At 73.4% G+C, this 13,754-nt stretch carries 14 protein-coding genes; 6 read left to right on the top strand and 8 right to left on the bottom strand.

What is annotated here, in order from left to right; translation table 11 throughout:
* The 5 genes from MUY22_RS24840 to MUY22_RS24820 are packed head-to-tail and all read right to left on the bottom strand — an operon-like array spanning position 1 to position 4,198.
* Positions 1-831, bottom strand: coding sequence for an SDR family oxidoreductase (locus tag MUY22_RS24840; protein ID WP_247063058.1), 831 nt, complete (start codon positions 829-831; stop codon positions 1-3).
* The gene (locus MUY22_RS24835; protein WP_247063056.1) at positions 828-1,544 is read right to left on the bottom strand and encodes a thioesterase II family protein; all 717 of its coding nucleotides are present in this window, start codon (positions 1,542-1,544) and stop codon (positions 828-830) included. The genes MUY22_RS24840 and MUY22_RS24835 overlap by 4 nt, the downstream gene beginning before the upstream one ends.
* Positions 1,545-1,554: 10 nt before the next feature.
* Positions 1,555-2,829 (bottom strand): acetyl-CoA carboxylase biotin carboxylase subunit family protein, encoded by a 1,275-nt coding sequence (locus tag MUY22_RS24830; RefSeq protein WP_247063054.1) that lies wholly within the window; start codon positions 2,827-2,829, stop codon positions 1,555-1,557.
* A complete protein-coding gene (locus tag MUY22_RS24825; RefSeq protein WP_247063052.1) occupies positions 2,826-3,362 on the bottom strand; it encodes a GNAT family N-acetyltransferase in 537 nt (178 codons plus the stop codon). The genes MUY22_RS24830 and MUY22_RS24825 overlap by 4 nt, the downstream gene beginning before the upstream one ends.
* Positions 3,359-4,198 (bottom strand): hypothetical protein, encoded by an 840-nt coding sequence (locus MUY22_RS24820; RefSeq protein WP_247063050.1) that lies wholly within the window; start codon positions 4,196-4,198, stop codon positions 3,359-3,361. Before MUY22_RS24820 ends, MUY22_RS24825 begins: the two co-directional genes overlap by 4 nt.
* Positions 4,199-4,463: 265 nt before the next feature.
* On the opposite strand from MUY22_RS24820, the gene MUY22_RS24815 reads away from it, so the two are divergent.
* The 4 genes from MUY22_RS24815 to MUY22_RS24800 are packed head-to-tail and all read left to right on the top strand — an operon-like array spanning position 4,464 to position 10,292.
* Positions 4,464-4,658, top strand: coding sequence for an MbtH family NRPS accessory protein (locus tag MUY22_RS24815; RefSeq protein ID WP_247063049.1), 195 nt, complete (start codon positions 4,464-4,466; stop codon positions 4,656-4,658).
* Positions 4,655-5,545, top strand: a complete 891-nt coding sequence (locus MUY22_RS24810; protein ID WP_247063048.1) for a ketopantoate reductase family protein — start codon at positions 4,655-4,657, stop codon at positions 5,543-5,545. The genes MUY22_RS24815 and MUY22_RS24810 overlap by 4 nt, the downstream gene beginning before the upstream one ends.
* Before the next feature lie 10 nt (positions 5,546-5,555).
* Positions 5,556-5,819: an acyl carrier protein gene (locus MUY22_RS24805; protein WP_247063043.1), complete on the top strand. Its 264-nt coding sequence runs from the start codon at positions 5,556-5,558 to the stop codon at positions 5,817-5,819.
* A gap of 30 nt (positions 5,820-5,849) precedes the next feature.
* Positions 5,850-10,292: an amino acid adenylation domain-containing protein gene (locus MUY22_RS24800; RefSeq protein WP_247063040.1), complete on the top strand. Its 4,443-nt coding sequence runs from the start codon at positions 5,850-5,852 to the stop codon at positions 10,290-10,292.
* A gap of 57 nt (positions 10,293-10,349) precedes the next feature.
* Here the strand turns inward: MUY22_RS24800 and MUY22_RS24795 are convergent, their stop codons facing one another.
* Genes MUY22_RS24795 through MUY22_RS24785 form a run of 3 tightly spaced genes read right to left on the bottom strand, consistent with a single transcriptional unit; the run spans position 10,350 to position 12,004 of the window.
* Entirely contained in the window at positions 10,350-10,673 is a 324-nt protein-coding gene (locus MUY22_RS24795; protein ID WP_247063038.1) for a hypothetical protein, read from the bottom strand.
* A gap of 54 nt (positions 10,674-10,727) precedes the next feature.
* A complete protein-coding gene (locus MUY22_RS24790) occupies positions 10,728-11,300 on the bottom strand; it encodes a TetR family transcriptional regulator (RefSeq protein WP_247063036.1) in 573 nt (190 codons plus the stop codon).
* The gene (locus MUY22_RS24785) at positions 11,297-12,004 is read right to left on the bottom strand and encodes an SDR family NAD(P)-dependent oxidoreductase (protein WP_247063034.1); all 708 of its coding nucleotides are present in this window, start codon (positions 12,002-12,004) and stop codon (positions 11,297-11,299) included. Before MUY22_RS24785 ends, MUY22_RS24790 begins: the two co-directional genes overlap by 4 nt.
* A 183-nt stretch (positions 12,005-12,187) precedes the next feature.
* Here MUY22_RS24785 and MUY22_RS24780 point away from each other — a divergent pair, with 183 nt between their 5' ends.
* A complete protein-coding gene (locus tag MUY22_RS24780) occupies positions 12,188-12,766 on the top strand; it encodes a PTS sugar transporter subunit IIA (protein ID WP_247063032.1) in 579 nt (192 codons plus the stop codon).
* 48 nt (positions 12,767-12,814) lie between these two features.
* A complete protein-coding gene (locus MUY22_RS24775; protein WP_247063030.1) occupies positions 12,815-13,753 on the top strand; it encodes a TAXI family TRAP transporter solute-binding subunit in 939 nt (312 codons plus the stop codon).
* Position 13,754: the final 1 nt, after the last annotated feature.

The following is a 13,754-nucleotide window of genomic DNA, read 5'->3' as shown; positions in this document are numbered from 1 at the left end:
TCAGCGGCTCGTGAAGCCGCCGTCGACGGTGACGACGCCGCCGGTGGCGTGCCGGGACTCGCCGGTGGCGAGCCACAGCACGGCCGCGGCGACGTCACCGGCCTCGACGAGCTCGTTGGTCGGCTGGTCGCGCACGAACGTCGTCTCGTGCTCGGCGACGTCCAGCCCGAGCGCGCGGGCGATCTCCGACAGCATCCGGCCTTCCAGGGCCGGGTCGTCGCGGACCGAGCCGGGGCACACGGCGTTGACGCGGACCTTGTGCGGGGCCAGGTCGAGCGCGGCGGCCCGGGTCAGCCCGAGCACGCCGTGCTTGGCCGAGACGTAACCGGCGAAGTTGCGGTACCCGACCAGCCCGGCGGTCGACGCGATGTTGACGATGCTCCCGGACCGCTGCGCGATCATGGTCGGCGCCACGGCCTTGATGGCCCGCCACGGCCCGCTGAGGTCGACGTCGACCATCAGGGCCCATTCGGCCTCGGTCATCTCGTGCACCGCCTTGCCCGAGGGCGCGGCGATGCCGGCGTTGTTGACCAGGACGTCGATGCGGCCGAAGCGGTCGACGGTCTTGCGCGCCACCGCTTCCAGCGCGCCGAGGTCGCGGACGTCGGCGGCGACGACGAGCGTCGCCGCCCCGTGCTCCGCGCACAACGCGGCGGTGTGGTCGAGCTGGCCGGCCGTGCCGGCCGGGTAGCCGAGGCCCTCGATCGGCGCGGCGACGTCGAGCAGCACCAGGTCCGCGCCCTCGGCGGCCAGCGCCGTCGCGCACGCCCGGCCGATCCCCCGCGCCGCGCCCGTGACGAGCGCGATCCGCCCCGCGAGCCGGCCGGTCACGACCGGGCCTGTTCGCCGGCCAGGGTCCGTTCCAGCAGCGTGACCAGCGGTGCCCAGTGCTCGATCAGGTACATGTGGCCGCCGGGAAACTCCCGCGTGGTGCAGCCCGTGGCCGTCACCTCGCGCCAGCGGGCGGCGGCCGCCGCGGACACCAATTCGTCGGCGTCGCCGCGGACCGAGACGACCGGGAACGCGGCCGGCGCCTGCTCCGCGGGCCGGTAGGACTCGTCGACCGCGACGTCGCCGCGCAGCGCCGGCAGGAGCAGTTCCCGCAGGTCCGGGTCGTCCAGCGCGGGGTGGCGGTACCCGGCCAGCTCGGCGACGGCGACGACGAACTCGTCGTCGGGCAGGCCGCCGATCGGCGAGGACCGCGGCACCCCCGGCCGCGGCGCGCCGCTGGCGAACAGCGTCAGGTCCACCGCCGGCCGCTCGCGCGCGACGAGCCGGGCGACCTCGTAGGCCACCAGGGCACCGAAGGAGTGGCCGAAGACGCCGACGCGGCCGGCGGCGCCCACCTCGCGCAGCACGTCCTCGGCGATCGCGTCGACCAGCTCGGTCATCGTGGTCGCCGGCTCCTCGGCGAAGCGCCGCTCCTTGCCGGGCAGCTCGACCGCGGCGAACCGGAGCGCGGGCGAGGCGTCCGGCCACGCCTGGAAGAAGCTCGGCCCCGCCCCCGCGGGCGGGAAGCACAGCACGGGCACTCGCTCCGTCATCGTCGTCCCCTCACTCGAACCGGTTGCCGTCGGCGACGAACGCGTCCGCGGTGACGAACGCGGCGTGCAGCTCGGCCCCCGTCGCGCCCTCGACCCAGACGTTCTGCAGCCGCCCGTTGGTGCCGGTGCGGTAGTCGGGCGTCTCGCCGACCGCGCTGCGGACGTCGACCCGCCACACGCCGGGCTCGCGGACGAGCTCGCCGGGGTCTGCCAGCGCCGTGATCCGCCCGCCGCCCAGCGGGACGTGGGTGAACACGCAGGCCGCGTACCCGGTCGGGACGACCGGACGGCGTTCGGCCTTGCCGACGGCCGCCTCCAGCGCCAGCCGCACCGGGTTCAGGTCGCTGACGTGCGGGACGATCGACGAGAGGAACCCGCCGAGCCGGCCGTTGACCTCGATCAGCCGCGGGCCGGTGGCGGTGAGCTTGAACTCCAGGTGCGTGATCCCGGTCGTGACGCCGAGCGTGGTCAGGATCGCGGCGGCGCGGTCGGAAGCCAGCCGCTGCACGTCCAGGGGCAGCAGCGACGGCCCGGTCATCCCGGTCTCGCGCAGCGGCGGGATCAGCGGGAACCGGTCGGACAGCCAGAACGGCCAGTGCTCGCCTTCGCCCAGCGACAGCACCTCGACCGAGAAGTGGTCGCTGAGCCAGTCGCCCTCCGGGTGCGGGATCCCGATCAGCCGTTCTTCGAGCAGCCACGTCCGCGCGCCCGCGGACCCGTGGCCCAGGTTGAAGTTCGCCCGGACCGACGGCGCGGTGCCGGCCGCCTCGATCAGCGCCGCCCGCAGGCCGGGCTCGTGGTCGACGGTGTAGACGTTGAGGCTTCCGTTGCCCCGCACGGGTTTGAGCACCGCGGGGAACCCGACGGCCTCGATCGCGGCCGCCAGCGACGTCTCGTCGGTGAAGGCCGCGGCCCGCACGCCGAGGTCGGTGCCGGCGAGCCGCGCGCGCTGGACGTCCTTGTGCGTGACGGCTTCGGCGGTCGCCTCGTCGTGGTAGGGCAGGTCCAGCCGGGCCGCCACCGCGGCGACGAGCGGGATCCACTCGTCCTCCAGCGTCAGCACGCCGTCGACGTCGAGGGCGGCCAGCCGCGCGGCGACGGTGCCGGCGTCCAGCCCGGCGGCCTCGACGACCTCGGCCAGGTCGGCGATCCCCTCCCGCTCGTCGGCGGACCACGGCTGCGGGCCCGCGTTGACGACGACCAGCTCGCACCAGTCCGCCGCCGCGTCGAGCAGGTCCGGCAGCCCGGACGCGTCGGCCGATTCGAACACCGCCACCTTGGTCATGACCCGGGCTCCCGCCGCTTCGCGTAGTTGCGGGTTTCGCCGTCGGAACCGAGGAACGCGAACCCGTTCTTCTCCAGCACCCGCCGCGACGGCAGGTGGTCCTCGTCGGTCTCGGCGAGCACGGCGGTGACGCCGGGCTGCTCGAACGTCCAGGTCAGCAGCGCCTCGACGACCTCGGTGGCCAGCCCGCGGCCCCGGAACGCCTCGATCAGGCCGTAGCCGATCTCGGCCTCCCCCGCCGCGTCGGGCGCGGCGTGGAAGCCGACGTCGCCGATCGCGAGCCCGGATTCGCCGTCGACGATCTGGTACAGGCCGAACCCCGGCCGGTAGGCGTCGGCGGTGACCATCCGCAGCACGAGCTTCGCGCCGCCGAGCGTCCCGTCGAACGGGTAGCCGGGCGCCCAGGCCCACTTCCCCGCGCCGGACTCGCCGGCGAGGATCGCGCGGACCTCGTCGAACGGGACCTCGCACAGCGTGGTCCGCGCCGTCGCCAGGACCGTGAGCGGGGCCGGGGTTTTCGTTTCCTGCGTCATGCCGCCTCTTCTTCAGGGGCCACCGCGCTCGCCGCGCGGTAGACCGCGGTGTTCTGCAACCACAGCTTCGGGAACAGCGGGCGCACGGCCAGCCGCTCCAGGTCGGAGATGGAGCGGCCGCGCATGCTCCGCGGCCGGTCGTCGGCGTCCTCGTCCTCGTCGGCGGCGCGGGGCTGGCCCCCGAGCATCTGCCACACGAGGTTGATGTGGACCTGCTTCCACTCGAGGACCTGCGTGTCGAACCGCTGGAGGCCGGTCATCACCTCGGCGAGCTGCATCGTGGCCGGGGCCGCCGACGTGTCCGGGCCGGTCGCCTCGACCAGGTCGGCCATCGTGACGCCGGCGGCGGTGACGGCGGCCTCGAACTCCGTCCAGACGGCGTGCGCGGCGCGGCGGACGTTGCGCGAGCCGGGCGACGCGAGACCCGAGGCCGCGCCGGCCAGGTCCTTGCGCATCTGCAGGAAGGACACCTGCGCGAGGGAGTTCGTCATCACGCGCAGGCATTCGACGGTCAGCCCGGCGGAGTCGGTGCAGCGGACGAGGTGCCGGGTCGCCGTGATCGGGTCGCCCTTCGCGAGGGCCGCGGTCAGGTCGCACAGGCTGTGGTGCACCGCGACCCAGCAGTACTCGGTCAGCAGGTGCACGATCTGGAAGAAGCGGTGGTCGGAGTGCAGGAGCTCGTCTTCGGGAATCAGTGCCGAGAGGGCAGCGGTCAGCCTCAGCTCGGTCTCGTAACCGCTGCCGCGGTCGAATTCGTACCGCAGGCGCGGATTCGATTGGGATGGATTGAGCGTCCGGACCTCACGATCGCCCTCTTCGCCTTCCCGCCGCACCACGAAACGACCCCCAGAGTGTGAATATGACGGGGCCGACCGCCCCTGATGCCTCACAGTGGCAGTCATCGAGCGATCACAGCAACCAAAATGAAAGGTGACTCAAATCACAGCATTTTCGAATATCTTCTCCGCCACGCCGAGCGCCCTTGCGAGAATACGCAGAAATGGAGAAGGGCGGTTCCGGCCGAGTCGCTAACGTCGAATCCGGCAGTGGTCCGGGGGCACCCGGACCCGACGTGCGGTGCGTAGTGGGGGCGAGCGAGAAGTGCCGGAGACGAACGAGGCCACGTACATCGCCGTGGTGAACGGCGAAGAGCAGTACTCGGTGTGGCCCGCCGGGCTCGCGCTCCCGGACGGCTGGGCGGCGGCCGGGTTCACCGGCACCGAAGAGGCCTGCCTCGACCACGTCGCCGGCACGTGGCGCGACATCACGCCGCGCTCGGTCCGCCGGTCCGCATGAGCCGGCACGCGGTCCTCGGCGCGGGCGGGGTCGGGCTCGCGCTCGCCGCCGCCCTCGCCCGCGGCGGCGAAGACGTCACGCTCCTGCTGCGGCCCGCTTCCCTCGCGCGCTACGGCGGCAGTGTCACGGTGCGGCAGGGCCTCCGCGAGGGCTTCACCGTCGCGGTCCCGGCCGCCGCTCGCCTGACCGGGCCCGCCGACGTGCTGTGGGTCTGCGTCAAGCACCCCGACCTGCCCGGCGCGCTGACCGCCGTGGCCGCTGACGTCGGCGTCGTCGTCCCGCTGCTCAACGGCACCGGGCACCTGCCGCCCCTGCGGGAACGCTTCGGCGACCGGGTGGTCGCGGGCTCGATCCGGATCGAGGCCACCCGCACCGCCGTCGGCGAGGTCCGCCAGGAGTCCCTCTTCACCGAGATCGAGCTGGCCGGGCCGCCCGAGGTCGTCGTCGAAGCGCTGACCGCGGCCGGGATCGGCTGCACGGACGGCGGTTCCGCGGCCGACGTCCTCTGGCGCAAGCTCGCCCTGCTCGCACCGCTCGCGCTCGCCACGACGTGCGCCGGCGGGCCCCTCGACGCGGTCCGCGAAGACGAGGACCTGACCCGGCTGATGCTCGCCTGCGCCGACGAAGCGTGCGCGACGGGCCGGGCCGAAGGCGCCCGGCTCGACCGCGACCGCGTCCTGCGCGCGCTCACCCGCGCCCCCGGCCGGACCCGCACGTCGCTGCAGCGCGACGTCGAACGCGGCGAGGCGGGCGAGCTCGACGCGATCGCCGGCCCGGTCCGCGAAGCCGGCGCCCGGCACGCCATCCCGACCCCGGCCACCGACGAGCTCGTGCACCGGGCCCGTCACGACGCGGGCACGCCGTTGCCCGCCGGAAACCGAGAGTGAGGACGCGATCATGTCCCCGAAAATCGCCCTGGAAGACACACTGCGCGAGATCCTGGTCGCCGACCTGTACGTCGACGTCCCGGCCGACGGCATCCACGCCGACGACAGCCTGCAGGAGACGCTCGGGCTCGACTCGCTCGGCTTCGTCGAGCTCCGCGCCCGGTGCGAGCAGCAGTTCGGCGTCCCCATCTCCGACACCGACTTCACGCCGGTGAACTTCCGGTCCATCAGCACGATCGCCGACTTCGTCGTGCGGCGCCGGGCGAGCAACTGACCAGGCTTTCCCGACCGTGAAAGGAACCCCGTGACCGAGACGCGCAGGCCCGCGACGGCCGAGCAGACCGAGGTGTGGCTCGCCATGCAGCGGGAACCGGAGTCCGCCCGGTTCACCATCCCGCTCGACCTGGAGTTCACCCCCGGCGTCGACGTCGCGGCGTTGCGGAGCGCGCTCGGCGACGTCGTCGAGCGGCACCCGAACCTGCGCAGCGCGTTCCTCGCCGACAACGGCGAACTGGTGCAGGTGGTGCACCACCGCCCGCCCGTCCCGTTCGTCGAGCACCGGCGGCCCGGCCGCTACGACCGGGCCCCGGCGCTGGAGTGGGCCGCGGCGATCGCCGCCCAGCCGTTCGACCTCGGTTCCGCGCCGCTCGTGCGGGGCACGCTCCTGCACGCCGACGACGGCGCGTTGTTCGTGCTGGCCGTGCACCACGTCGTGTCCGACGGCTGGTCGCAGGGCATCGTGGCGCGGGACCTGGTGCACGCCTACCGGGAGCGCGTCGCCGGGCGGCCGCCGTGGGACGCGCCACTGCCGGCTGTCGAGTCCACTGTGGACGTTCCCGACAGCGAGCTGACCGCGTACTGGTCGGGCCTGCTGGCCGACCAGCCGCCGTCGCTCGCGCCGATCGCGGACCGCAACCGCCCCGGCTCGGCGCCGGGCCCGGCCGGCTTCCACGAGACCCTGCTGACCGCGGACCTCCTCGAGCGCGTCCGCGCGGTGGCCCGGGAGCGGCTGGCCTCGCCCGCGTCGGTCGTGCTGAGCGCGTGGCTGACGCTGCTGCACGCGTGGAGCGCCACCGCGGACGGCACCACCGGCATGCTGTTCGCCGCCCGCACGCCCGAGGACGAGGAGCGCGTCGACCTGCTGGCCCGCGTGCTCCCGGTGCGCAGCGCGCTCGACTTCACCGAGCCGTTCGAAGCGCTGGTCGACCGCGTGCGCGACCAGGTGCTCGACTCGCTCGAGCACTCGGCCGTCCCGTCGGCCCGGCTGCGCGACATCCGCCGCGACGGCGGCGCGTCCCTCATCGACAACAGCGTGTTCATGTACTTCCCGGAGCAGGAGCTGTCCTGGGCCGCCGGGGACACGACGATCGAGGTCGTCGAGCACGAGACCACCGCGGGCAAGTACGACCTGTCGCTGGCGGCGCTGGAAGGCGAGGCGCACATCCGGCTGCGCGTCGACCACGACACGCTGGTGTACCGCGACAGCACCGCCGAAGTGCTGCTCGCCCAGCTCGTCAAGCTCCTCACCGACGCCGTCGCCGATCCCGCCGCGACCTGCGGCGCGCTCGTCGCCGCCTGCGACCCGTTCGTGCCCGCCCGTCCGGTGACCGAGACCGAGCCGGTCAACCGGGTGCTGCTGCACGACATGGTGCGCCGGCAGGCCGAGCTGCGCCCGGACGCCGTCGCCGTCCGCTACCACGACGAAGTCCTCACCTACGCCGAGCTCGTCGCGCGCGCCGGTGCCGTCGCGAACTGGCTGCGTGCCGAAGGCCTCGGCGCCGAGTCGCTCGTGGCGCTGCTGCTGCCGCCCAGCCCGGCGTCGGTCGTGTTCTGGCTGGGCACGCTCATGGCGGGCGCGGCCTACCTGCCGCTCGACCCGGCCTACCCCGACGCCCAGCTGCAGATGGTGCTCGACGACGCCCGGCCGCGGCTGGTCGTCGGCGCGCCCGGGTTCGTCGAGCGCGTGCGGCTGCCCAAGTGCCCGATCTACCTCGTCGACGAGGCCCTCGCGGAAGCCGCGCGCCACCCGGGGACCCCGCCGGAGGTGGCGATCGACCCGGCGACGGCGTTCAACGTGCTCTACACGTCCGGGTCCACGGGCCGGCCGAAGGGCGTCATCTGGCCGCACGCCGGGTTCGTCCGGCTGCTCGACCGCCCCGACTTCGTGCCGCTGCACCACACCGACGTCGTCTCCCAGCTCTCGCCGCTCAACTTCGACGGCGCGACCTACGAAGTCTGGGGCGCCCTCACCCACGGCGCCGAGCTGGTGATCTTCGACAAGGAGCTGACGCTGAGCCCGCCGGAGCTGCGCACGGCGTTCCGCGAGCGCGGGATCACCACGCTCATCGTGTCGTCGCCGCTGCTCAACCGGCTGGTCGAGGACGTGCCGGACCTGTTCACCGGCCTGCGCCGGGTGTACTTCGGCGGCGAGATCGTCTCGGTGCCGCACCTGGAGAAGGCGCTGCGCTGGAGCGCGCCGGGCACCATGCTGCACAGCTACGGGCCGACGGAGAACTCGTTCACCACGACCTGGACGCCGATCACGGAGATCGAGGAGAACACGCGGACGCTGTCGATCGGCCGGGTCGTCCCGGAGACCGACGGCTACGTCGTGTTCGACCACACCACGATGCGCCAGGCGCCCCGCGGCGTGCCGGGCGAGCTGCTGCTGGGCGGCACCGGCGTCACCCGCGGCTACCTCGGCAACCCGCGCGAGACGGCGCGCCGCTTCATCCCCGACCCCTATTCGGGCGTGCCCGGCGCACGGCTGTACCGCACGGGCGACCGGGTGCGCTGGCTGCCGGACGGCCGGCTGGAGTTCATCGGCCGCAACGACAACCAGGTCAAGATCCGCAGCCAGCGCGTCGAGCTGGGCGAGGTCGAGTCGGCCCTCGCCGCGCACGCGTCGGTCGAGGCCGCGTTCGTGACGGTGTGCCTGAACAGCCGCAAGGAGAAGGAGATCGCGGCGTACGTGGTCCTCGGCGCGGGCGGCACGGTCGAGGAGCTGCGGCGGCACGCACGCGAGGTGCTGCCGGTGTTCGCGGTGCCGCGGTACCTGGTGCCGTTGGACCGGATGCCGTTGACACCCAACGGAAAGATCGACCGGCGCCGGCTGCCCGAGGCCGTGGACGCTCCTGCCGCGGCTCCCGTTCCCGCCGTGGTCGCTCCTGCCGCTCCTGCCGCTCCGGCCGAGTCCACTGTGGACCTGGTGCGGGCGGCGTGGGCGGAACTCCTGGAACACGACACGTTCGCCATGGACGACAACTTCTTCGACGTCGGCGGCCATTCGCTGATCCTGGTGAAGCTGCAGGCGGGCCTGCGGTCGCGGTTCACGACGGCCCCATCGATCGGCGAACTGCTGCGGCACACGACGGTGCGGGCGCAGGTGGCACTGCTGGCCAACGTCACGCCGGTGGCTGCTTCCGCTGGGGCGCCGGGCGCGGGTCCTGCGGTCGCCTCCGCTGGGGCGACGGTCACTGCCGGTCCCGCAGCCGCCTCCGCTGGGGTGCTGGGCGCGGGTTCTGCGGTCGCTTCCGCCGCGCCGGCAGCCGTGTCTCTCGGCTCGGGCGGCACTCGGCCGGACTCCGTGGCTGTACTCGCCGCCACTCCCGCGGCCGGATCTGCGGCACCGGAGGCTCCGGCCGAGCCGGTGAGCGGTGGTAGCCAGGTCGTCGCGGTGTCGGCGGCGTCCGAGGCGGCGCTCGCCGCGGCGCGGCGGCGGCTGGCCGACCACCTCACCGCCTCCCCCGGCGTCGACCTCGCGCAGGTCGCGGCCACCCTGGAACGCGGCCGCGAACGGTTCCCGCACCGGTTCGCCGTCGTGGCCGCCGATCCCGCCGGCGCGGCCGCCGCGCTGCGGGCCGGCGCGCTGAGCACCGGCCCGGTGGCCGCCGGCGTGGTGGACCGGACCCGTCCGGTGCGGCTGGTGTTCGCGTTCAGCGCCGGCGAGGGCTCCGCTGCATTGGCCTTCGCCGCCCAGCACGCGCTCCTCACGCAGCTCACCAGCCGCGGCGCCGCACCCGACGTCGTCACCGGCTCGGGCGTGGGCCACCTGACCGCCGCCGTGGCCGCCGGCGTCCTGACGCACGCCGACGGCCTGCGCCTGGCCACCGCCCTCGACCACCCCGGCACGCTCACCGAGACCCTCGACGCCGTCACGTTCACGACCCCCGCGGTCGCCGTGGCCGCCCCGGACGGCGTCACCCCGGCCGGCCGGCCCCTCGACGTCCGGTTGTGGGCCAAGCACCTCACCTACCCGGCCGACGCGCCGGAGCTGCTGGCCACCGCGACGGGCGGGCGGCCGGCGGTGGTCGTCGACCTCGGCGGCGGCGAGTTCCTGGCCGCGACGTCGACCCGTCCGGAGCTGACGGCTGTCGCGGGCAACGGCCCGCAGGCCGTGGCGCAGCTGTGGTGCAGCGGCGTCGAGGTCGAGCTGACCGACCGCCGGATCAGGCGAGTCCGCCTGCCCGGCTACCCGTTCGCGCGCCCCGGCACCACGGAACCCGCGGCGGCCGCGTCCCCGGAGCGCATCCGCGCCACCCTGGCGGCGGCCTGGCAGGGTCTCGCCGGCGAGCGGGACACGTTCCCGGCGGACCGCGTACCGCAGCTGCACCACCGCCTGCGGCTGGCCTTCGACCGGGTCCCGGACACGGCGGCCCTGTCGGCGGCCGCAAGCTTCGACGGTCTCGCGAGCCTGCTCACGGAAACCGTGACGGCGCTGACTCCCACGGTGCTGCCCCTCGACTGAGCCCGCGGTGTTCCCGGTCCAGGGCTCGCCGTTCCGCGGACAGGAAGGTGCTCCCGCCTACGCACCCTTCTCACCGGGCAGGGCGAAGAGCGTCCGCTGGTCCGGGTCCTCCGGCTCCCCGCCCAGGCGGAGGCACTTGCGGCAGCTGACCCCCAGGTGGGTCGGCGTGACCTCGCCGCCCGCGCCCAGGCCCGACCAGCCCTGGTGGCACGCCGGCGCCGGCAGGGTCAGGCTGTTCAGCCACGGCACCCAGCTGACCCGGTGGGCGACACCGGACCGGCCGATGTGCAGCCGCATGCCGGTGAACTGCCGGTGCTGCTCGGCCGCGAAGCGCGCCGGATCGATGGGCGGGACCGGGAACAGGGGAATCGGCTCGCTCATCCCCCCAGTATGCCGCCCGGCCGGACGCCACCCCGGACGACGGCCACAGCAGCGCTAACGCGGTTCGACCACGCTCCGCACCGCTTCCAGCAGCGCCGCCCGGTGCTCCTCCAGCCGATCCGGCTTCGCCGCCGCGGTCAGTGCGGGCGGTGCGCTCAGCCAGCTCTCCGTCATGCGCAGGACGATCGCGAACAGGTCCACCGCCGGGAGGTCCGCGCGGATCCGGCCGTCCTGCTGGGCCGCCGCCACCGCGTCGACGCGGGTGCGGAAGCGCTCGACCTCTGCGGGGGCCGGCTCGATCTGCTCCAGCGTGCGCCACGTGCTGATCCGCCGGGACGCCGTGTTGGCCAGCATGTGGTCGAACCGCGCGGCCGCGAAGGCGCGCAGGTCGCCGTCGGTCATCGGGGCGGCCTCGAAGACCGCCCGGGCCTCCTCTTCGACCACCGCGTCGAACAGCTGGTTCTTGTCGCCGAAGTACACGTAGATGAGCCGCTTGTTGGCGCCCGCGCGCTCGGCGATGCGGTCGATCCGGCCGCCGGCCAGCCCGTGCTCGGCGAACTCCGCCGTCGCCGCCGCGAGCAGCAGGGCCTTCGTGGCCGCGGCGTCGCGAGGACGGACGGTGGTCACCACGCCACCGGGCCCGCGGCGTCGAAGAAGCCGCCCGTCGGACCGTCCGGGCCGGTTCGGGCCAGCCGGACGGCGGCTTCGGCGCCCTGCTCGACGGTCTGCGTGCCGCTGTTGTGGTTGAGGTCGGTCTTCGTGTAGCCGGGGTCCACGGCGTTGATCCGGAAGCCGGGGAGCGCCTTGGCGTACTGCACGGTGACCATGTTCAGCGCGGCCTTGGACGCCGGGTACGAGATCCCCGGGTAGAAGGCCGTGAACGAGTCCGGGTTCGCCAGGTCCGCGGTCCGCGCCAGGCCGCTGCTCACGTTGACCACCACCGGCGCCGCCGACCGCCGCAGCAGCGGCAGGAACGCGCGGGTGACCCGGACGACCCCGAACACGTTGGTGTCGAACAGATCCCGCACCTGGCCGGCGGTCACGTCGGCGGCGCCGATCACGCCGCCGTCGGCCTGCCGCCCCTCGACGCCGGCGTTGTTCACGAGGACGTCCAAGCCGCCGCCGGCCTCGATGGTCTTGACCGCCGTCGCCACGGACGCGTCGTCGGTGACGTCCAGCTGCACGAACCGCGCGCCCAGCCGGCCGGCCGCCGCCTGCCCGCGCTCGGCGTCCCGCGCGCCGACGTACACGGTGTGCCCGGCGGCGACGAGCTGACGTGCCGTTTCGTAGCCGATGCCCTTGTTCGCGCCGGTGACCAGCGTTGTTGTCATGCCTGTCGCTCCCGTCCGGTATCTAACTGGATAGTTACAAGGTAGGCTTGCCCGGCGCCGCAAGTCAACAACCAGTTACCTCGCTCACCCCGACGCGGGCGAACCCGGATTTCCCCAGTCTTCCGCGGAAAAGCTTGACAAAGCACCATTCACCGCATTCGAAATGCGTTTCACCTTTTCGCAATGGTGTGCACCTGGCAAATTTCCCACCTGGCGAAACGCTGTGAGATACCTTACGGAAACATCGCCGAAACATCCTTCCCTGCCTATCGTTTCCCCATCCCGCAGAGAGCGCCGAAGAACGCCGAGGAAAGAACGAAAATGATGAGCACGCGGCAATCCGCACTGACCGTCCACGCCGTACACCTCGACGTGAAAGTGGCCTCACGCTGGGAAGCCGTGGCCCACCTGGGTGCCGAGCTCGAACGGACCGGCGCCGCCCACACCGGGTACGCCGACTCCCTCGTCGCGCGCGAACGCCGCTTTTCCACCTATCTCGGACACGGGATCGCCGTCCCTCACGCACTGCACACACACGACTACCTGCTCACCGGCGAAGGAATGGTGTTCGCCCGTTTCGCCGCGCCCATTCCTTGGGACGACGAAGAGGTTTCGATCGCCGTCGCCGTCGCCGCTCCGGCGAGTACCCAAGTGGAAATCCTCTGCCGGCTGACGGCCACGTTCCTCAACCCCGGGCACCTCGACACGCTCGCCACGTCGGCCGACCCCACGGCGATCGCGCGAGTCCTGCAGCACACCTGATCCCGGCTTCGGGCGTGCGCGGGCCACGGCGTCTGGCACGATCAGGCCGTGGCCCGGACCCGGCGGAAGCGCGCGCTCGCGATGGCGGCCGCCCTGCTCACCTTCGCCGCGCTGCTGACCGGGTGCTCCTCCGGCTTCGCGGGCCTCCGGCTGCGGATCGCCGCCGGCAACCCGGGCGGCGTCTACGACACGCTCGCGCAGACCCTCGCCACCGCCTGGCAGTCCGGCCTGGACATCGAGCGGCCGCAGGTGCTGCAGACCCAGGGCTCCCCCGACAACGTCGCCAAGGTCCTGTCGGGCGCCGCCGACGTCGGGTTCGTCGCCGCCGACGTCGCGGCCGACACCTACAAGAAGAACCCCGGGCTGCGGACGCTCGCCCGGATCCACGACGACTACCTGCACATCGTCGTGCGCACCGACTCCGCCATCCACTCCGTCACCGACCTGCGCGGCAAGCGGATCGCGATCGGCTTGCCCGCGTCCGGCGTCGAGTACATCGCCAGCCGGCTGCTGCAGGCCGCCGAGCTGACCGGCTCGGTCAGCACAACGACCACACGCGGGCTCGAAGACTCGGTGAAGGCGCTGCTGACCGGCGACGTCGACGCCTTCTTCTGGTCCGGCGGGCTGCCGACGCCGTTGATCGCCGGCCAGAACGACACGAAGTCCCTGCGCCTGCTCGACATCGCCGACCAGATGCCGCGGATGCAGACCCTCAACCAGGTGTACGGGACCGCGTCCATCCCGGCGAGCATGTACAACCAGGACGGCCCGGTCACGACGCTGCTGGTGCCGAACTTCCTGGTGGTGCCGGCCGCGATGTCCGACGACGTCGCCGAGGCCCTGGTCCGCGGCCTGTTCGACGCCCGCGCGGAGCTCGCGCGGGCCAACCCGGCGGCGCTCTCGATCGACATCCACCCGGGCATCGAGACGCAGCCGATCCCGCTGCACCCCGGCGCGCTCCGGTACTACCGCGCGCAGAAGGACTGAC

The organism is Amycolatopsis sp. WQ 127309, from assembly GCF_023023025.1.
In the GTDB taxonomy this organism is placed as follows: domain Bacteria; phylum Actinomycetota; class Actinomycetes; order Mycobacteriales; family Pseudonocardiaceae; genus Amycolatopsis.
Note: the sequence above shows the minus strand (reverse complement) of the source record. Positions and strands in the feature narration are given on the sequence as shown.

Excerpts from the sequence above, each read along its gene's own strand:
- MUY22_RS24830 (WP_247063054.1), bottom strand. The coding sequence starts at position 2,829 with ATGACCAAGGTGGCGGTGTTCGAATCGGCCGACGCGTCCGGGCTGCCG.
- MUY22_RS24780 (WP_247063032.1), top strand. The coding sequence starts at position 12,188 with ATGGTGTGCACCTGGCAAATTTCCCACCTGGCGAAACGCTGTGAGATA.
- MUY22_RS24810 (WP_247063048.1), top strand. The coding sequence starts at position 4,655 with ATGAGCCGGCACGCGGTCCTCGGCGCGGGCGGGGTCGGGCTCGCGCTC.
- MUY22_RS24795 (WP_247063038.1), bottom strand. The coding sequence starts at position 10,673 with ATGAGCGAGCCGATTCCCCTGTTCCCGGTCCCGCCCATCGATCCGGCG.
- MUY22_RS24805 (WP_247063043.1), top strand. The coding sequence starts at position 5,556 with ATGTCCCCGAAAATCGCCCTGGAAGACACACTGCGCGAGATCCTGGTC.
- MUY22_RS24785 (WP_247063034.1), bottom strand. The coding sequence starts at position 12,004 with ATGACAACAACGCTGGTCACCGGCGCGAACAAGGGCATCGGCTACGAA.
- MUY22_RS24825 (WP_247063052.1), bottom strand. The coding sequence starts at position 3,362 with ATGACGCAGGAAACGAAAACCCCGGCCCCGCTCACGGTCCTGGCGACG.
- MUY22_RS24835 (WP_247063056.1), bottom strand. The coding sequence starts at position 1,544 with ATGACGGAGCGAGTGCCCGTGCTGTGCTTCCCGCCCGCGGGGGCGGGG.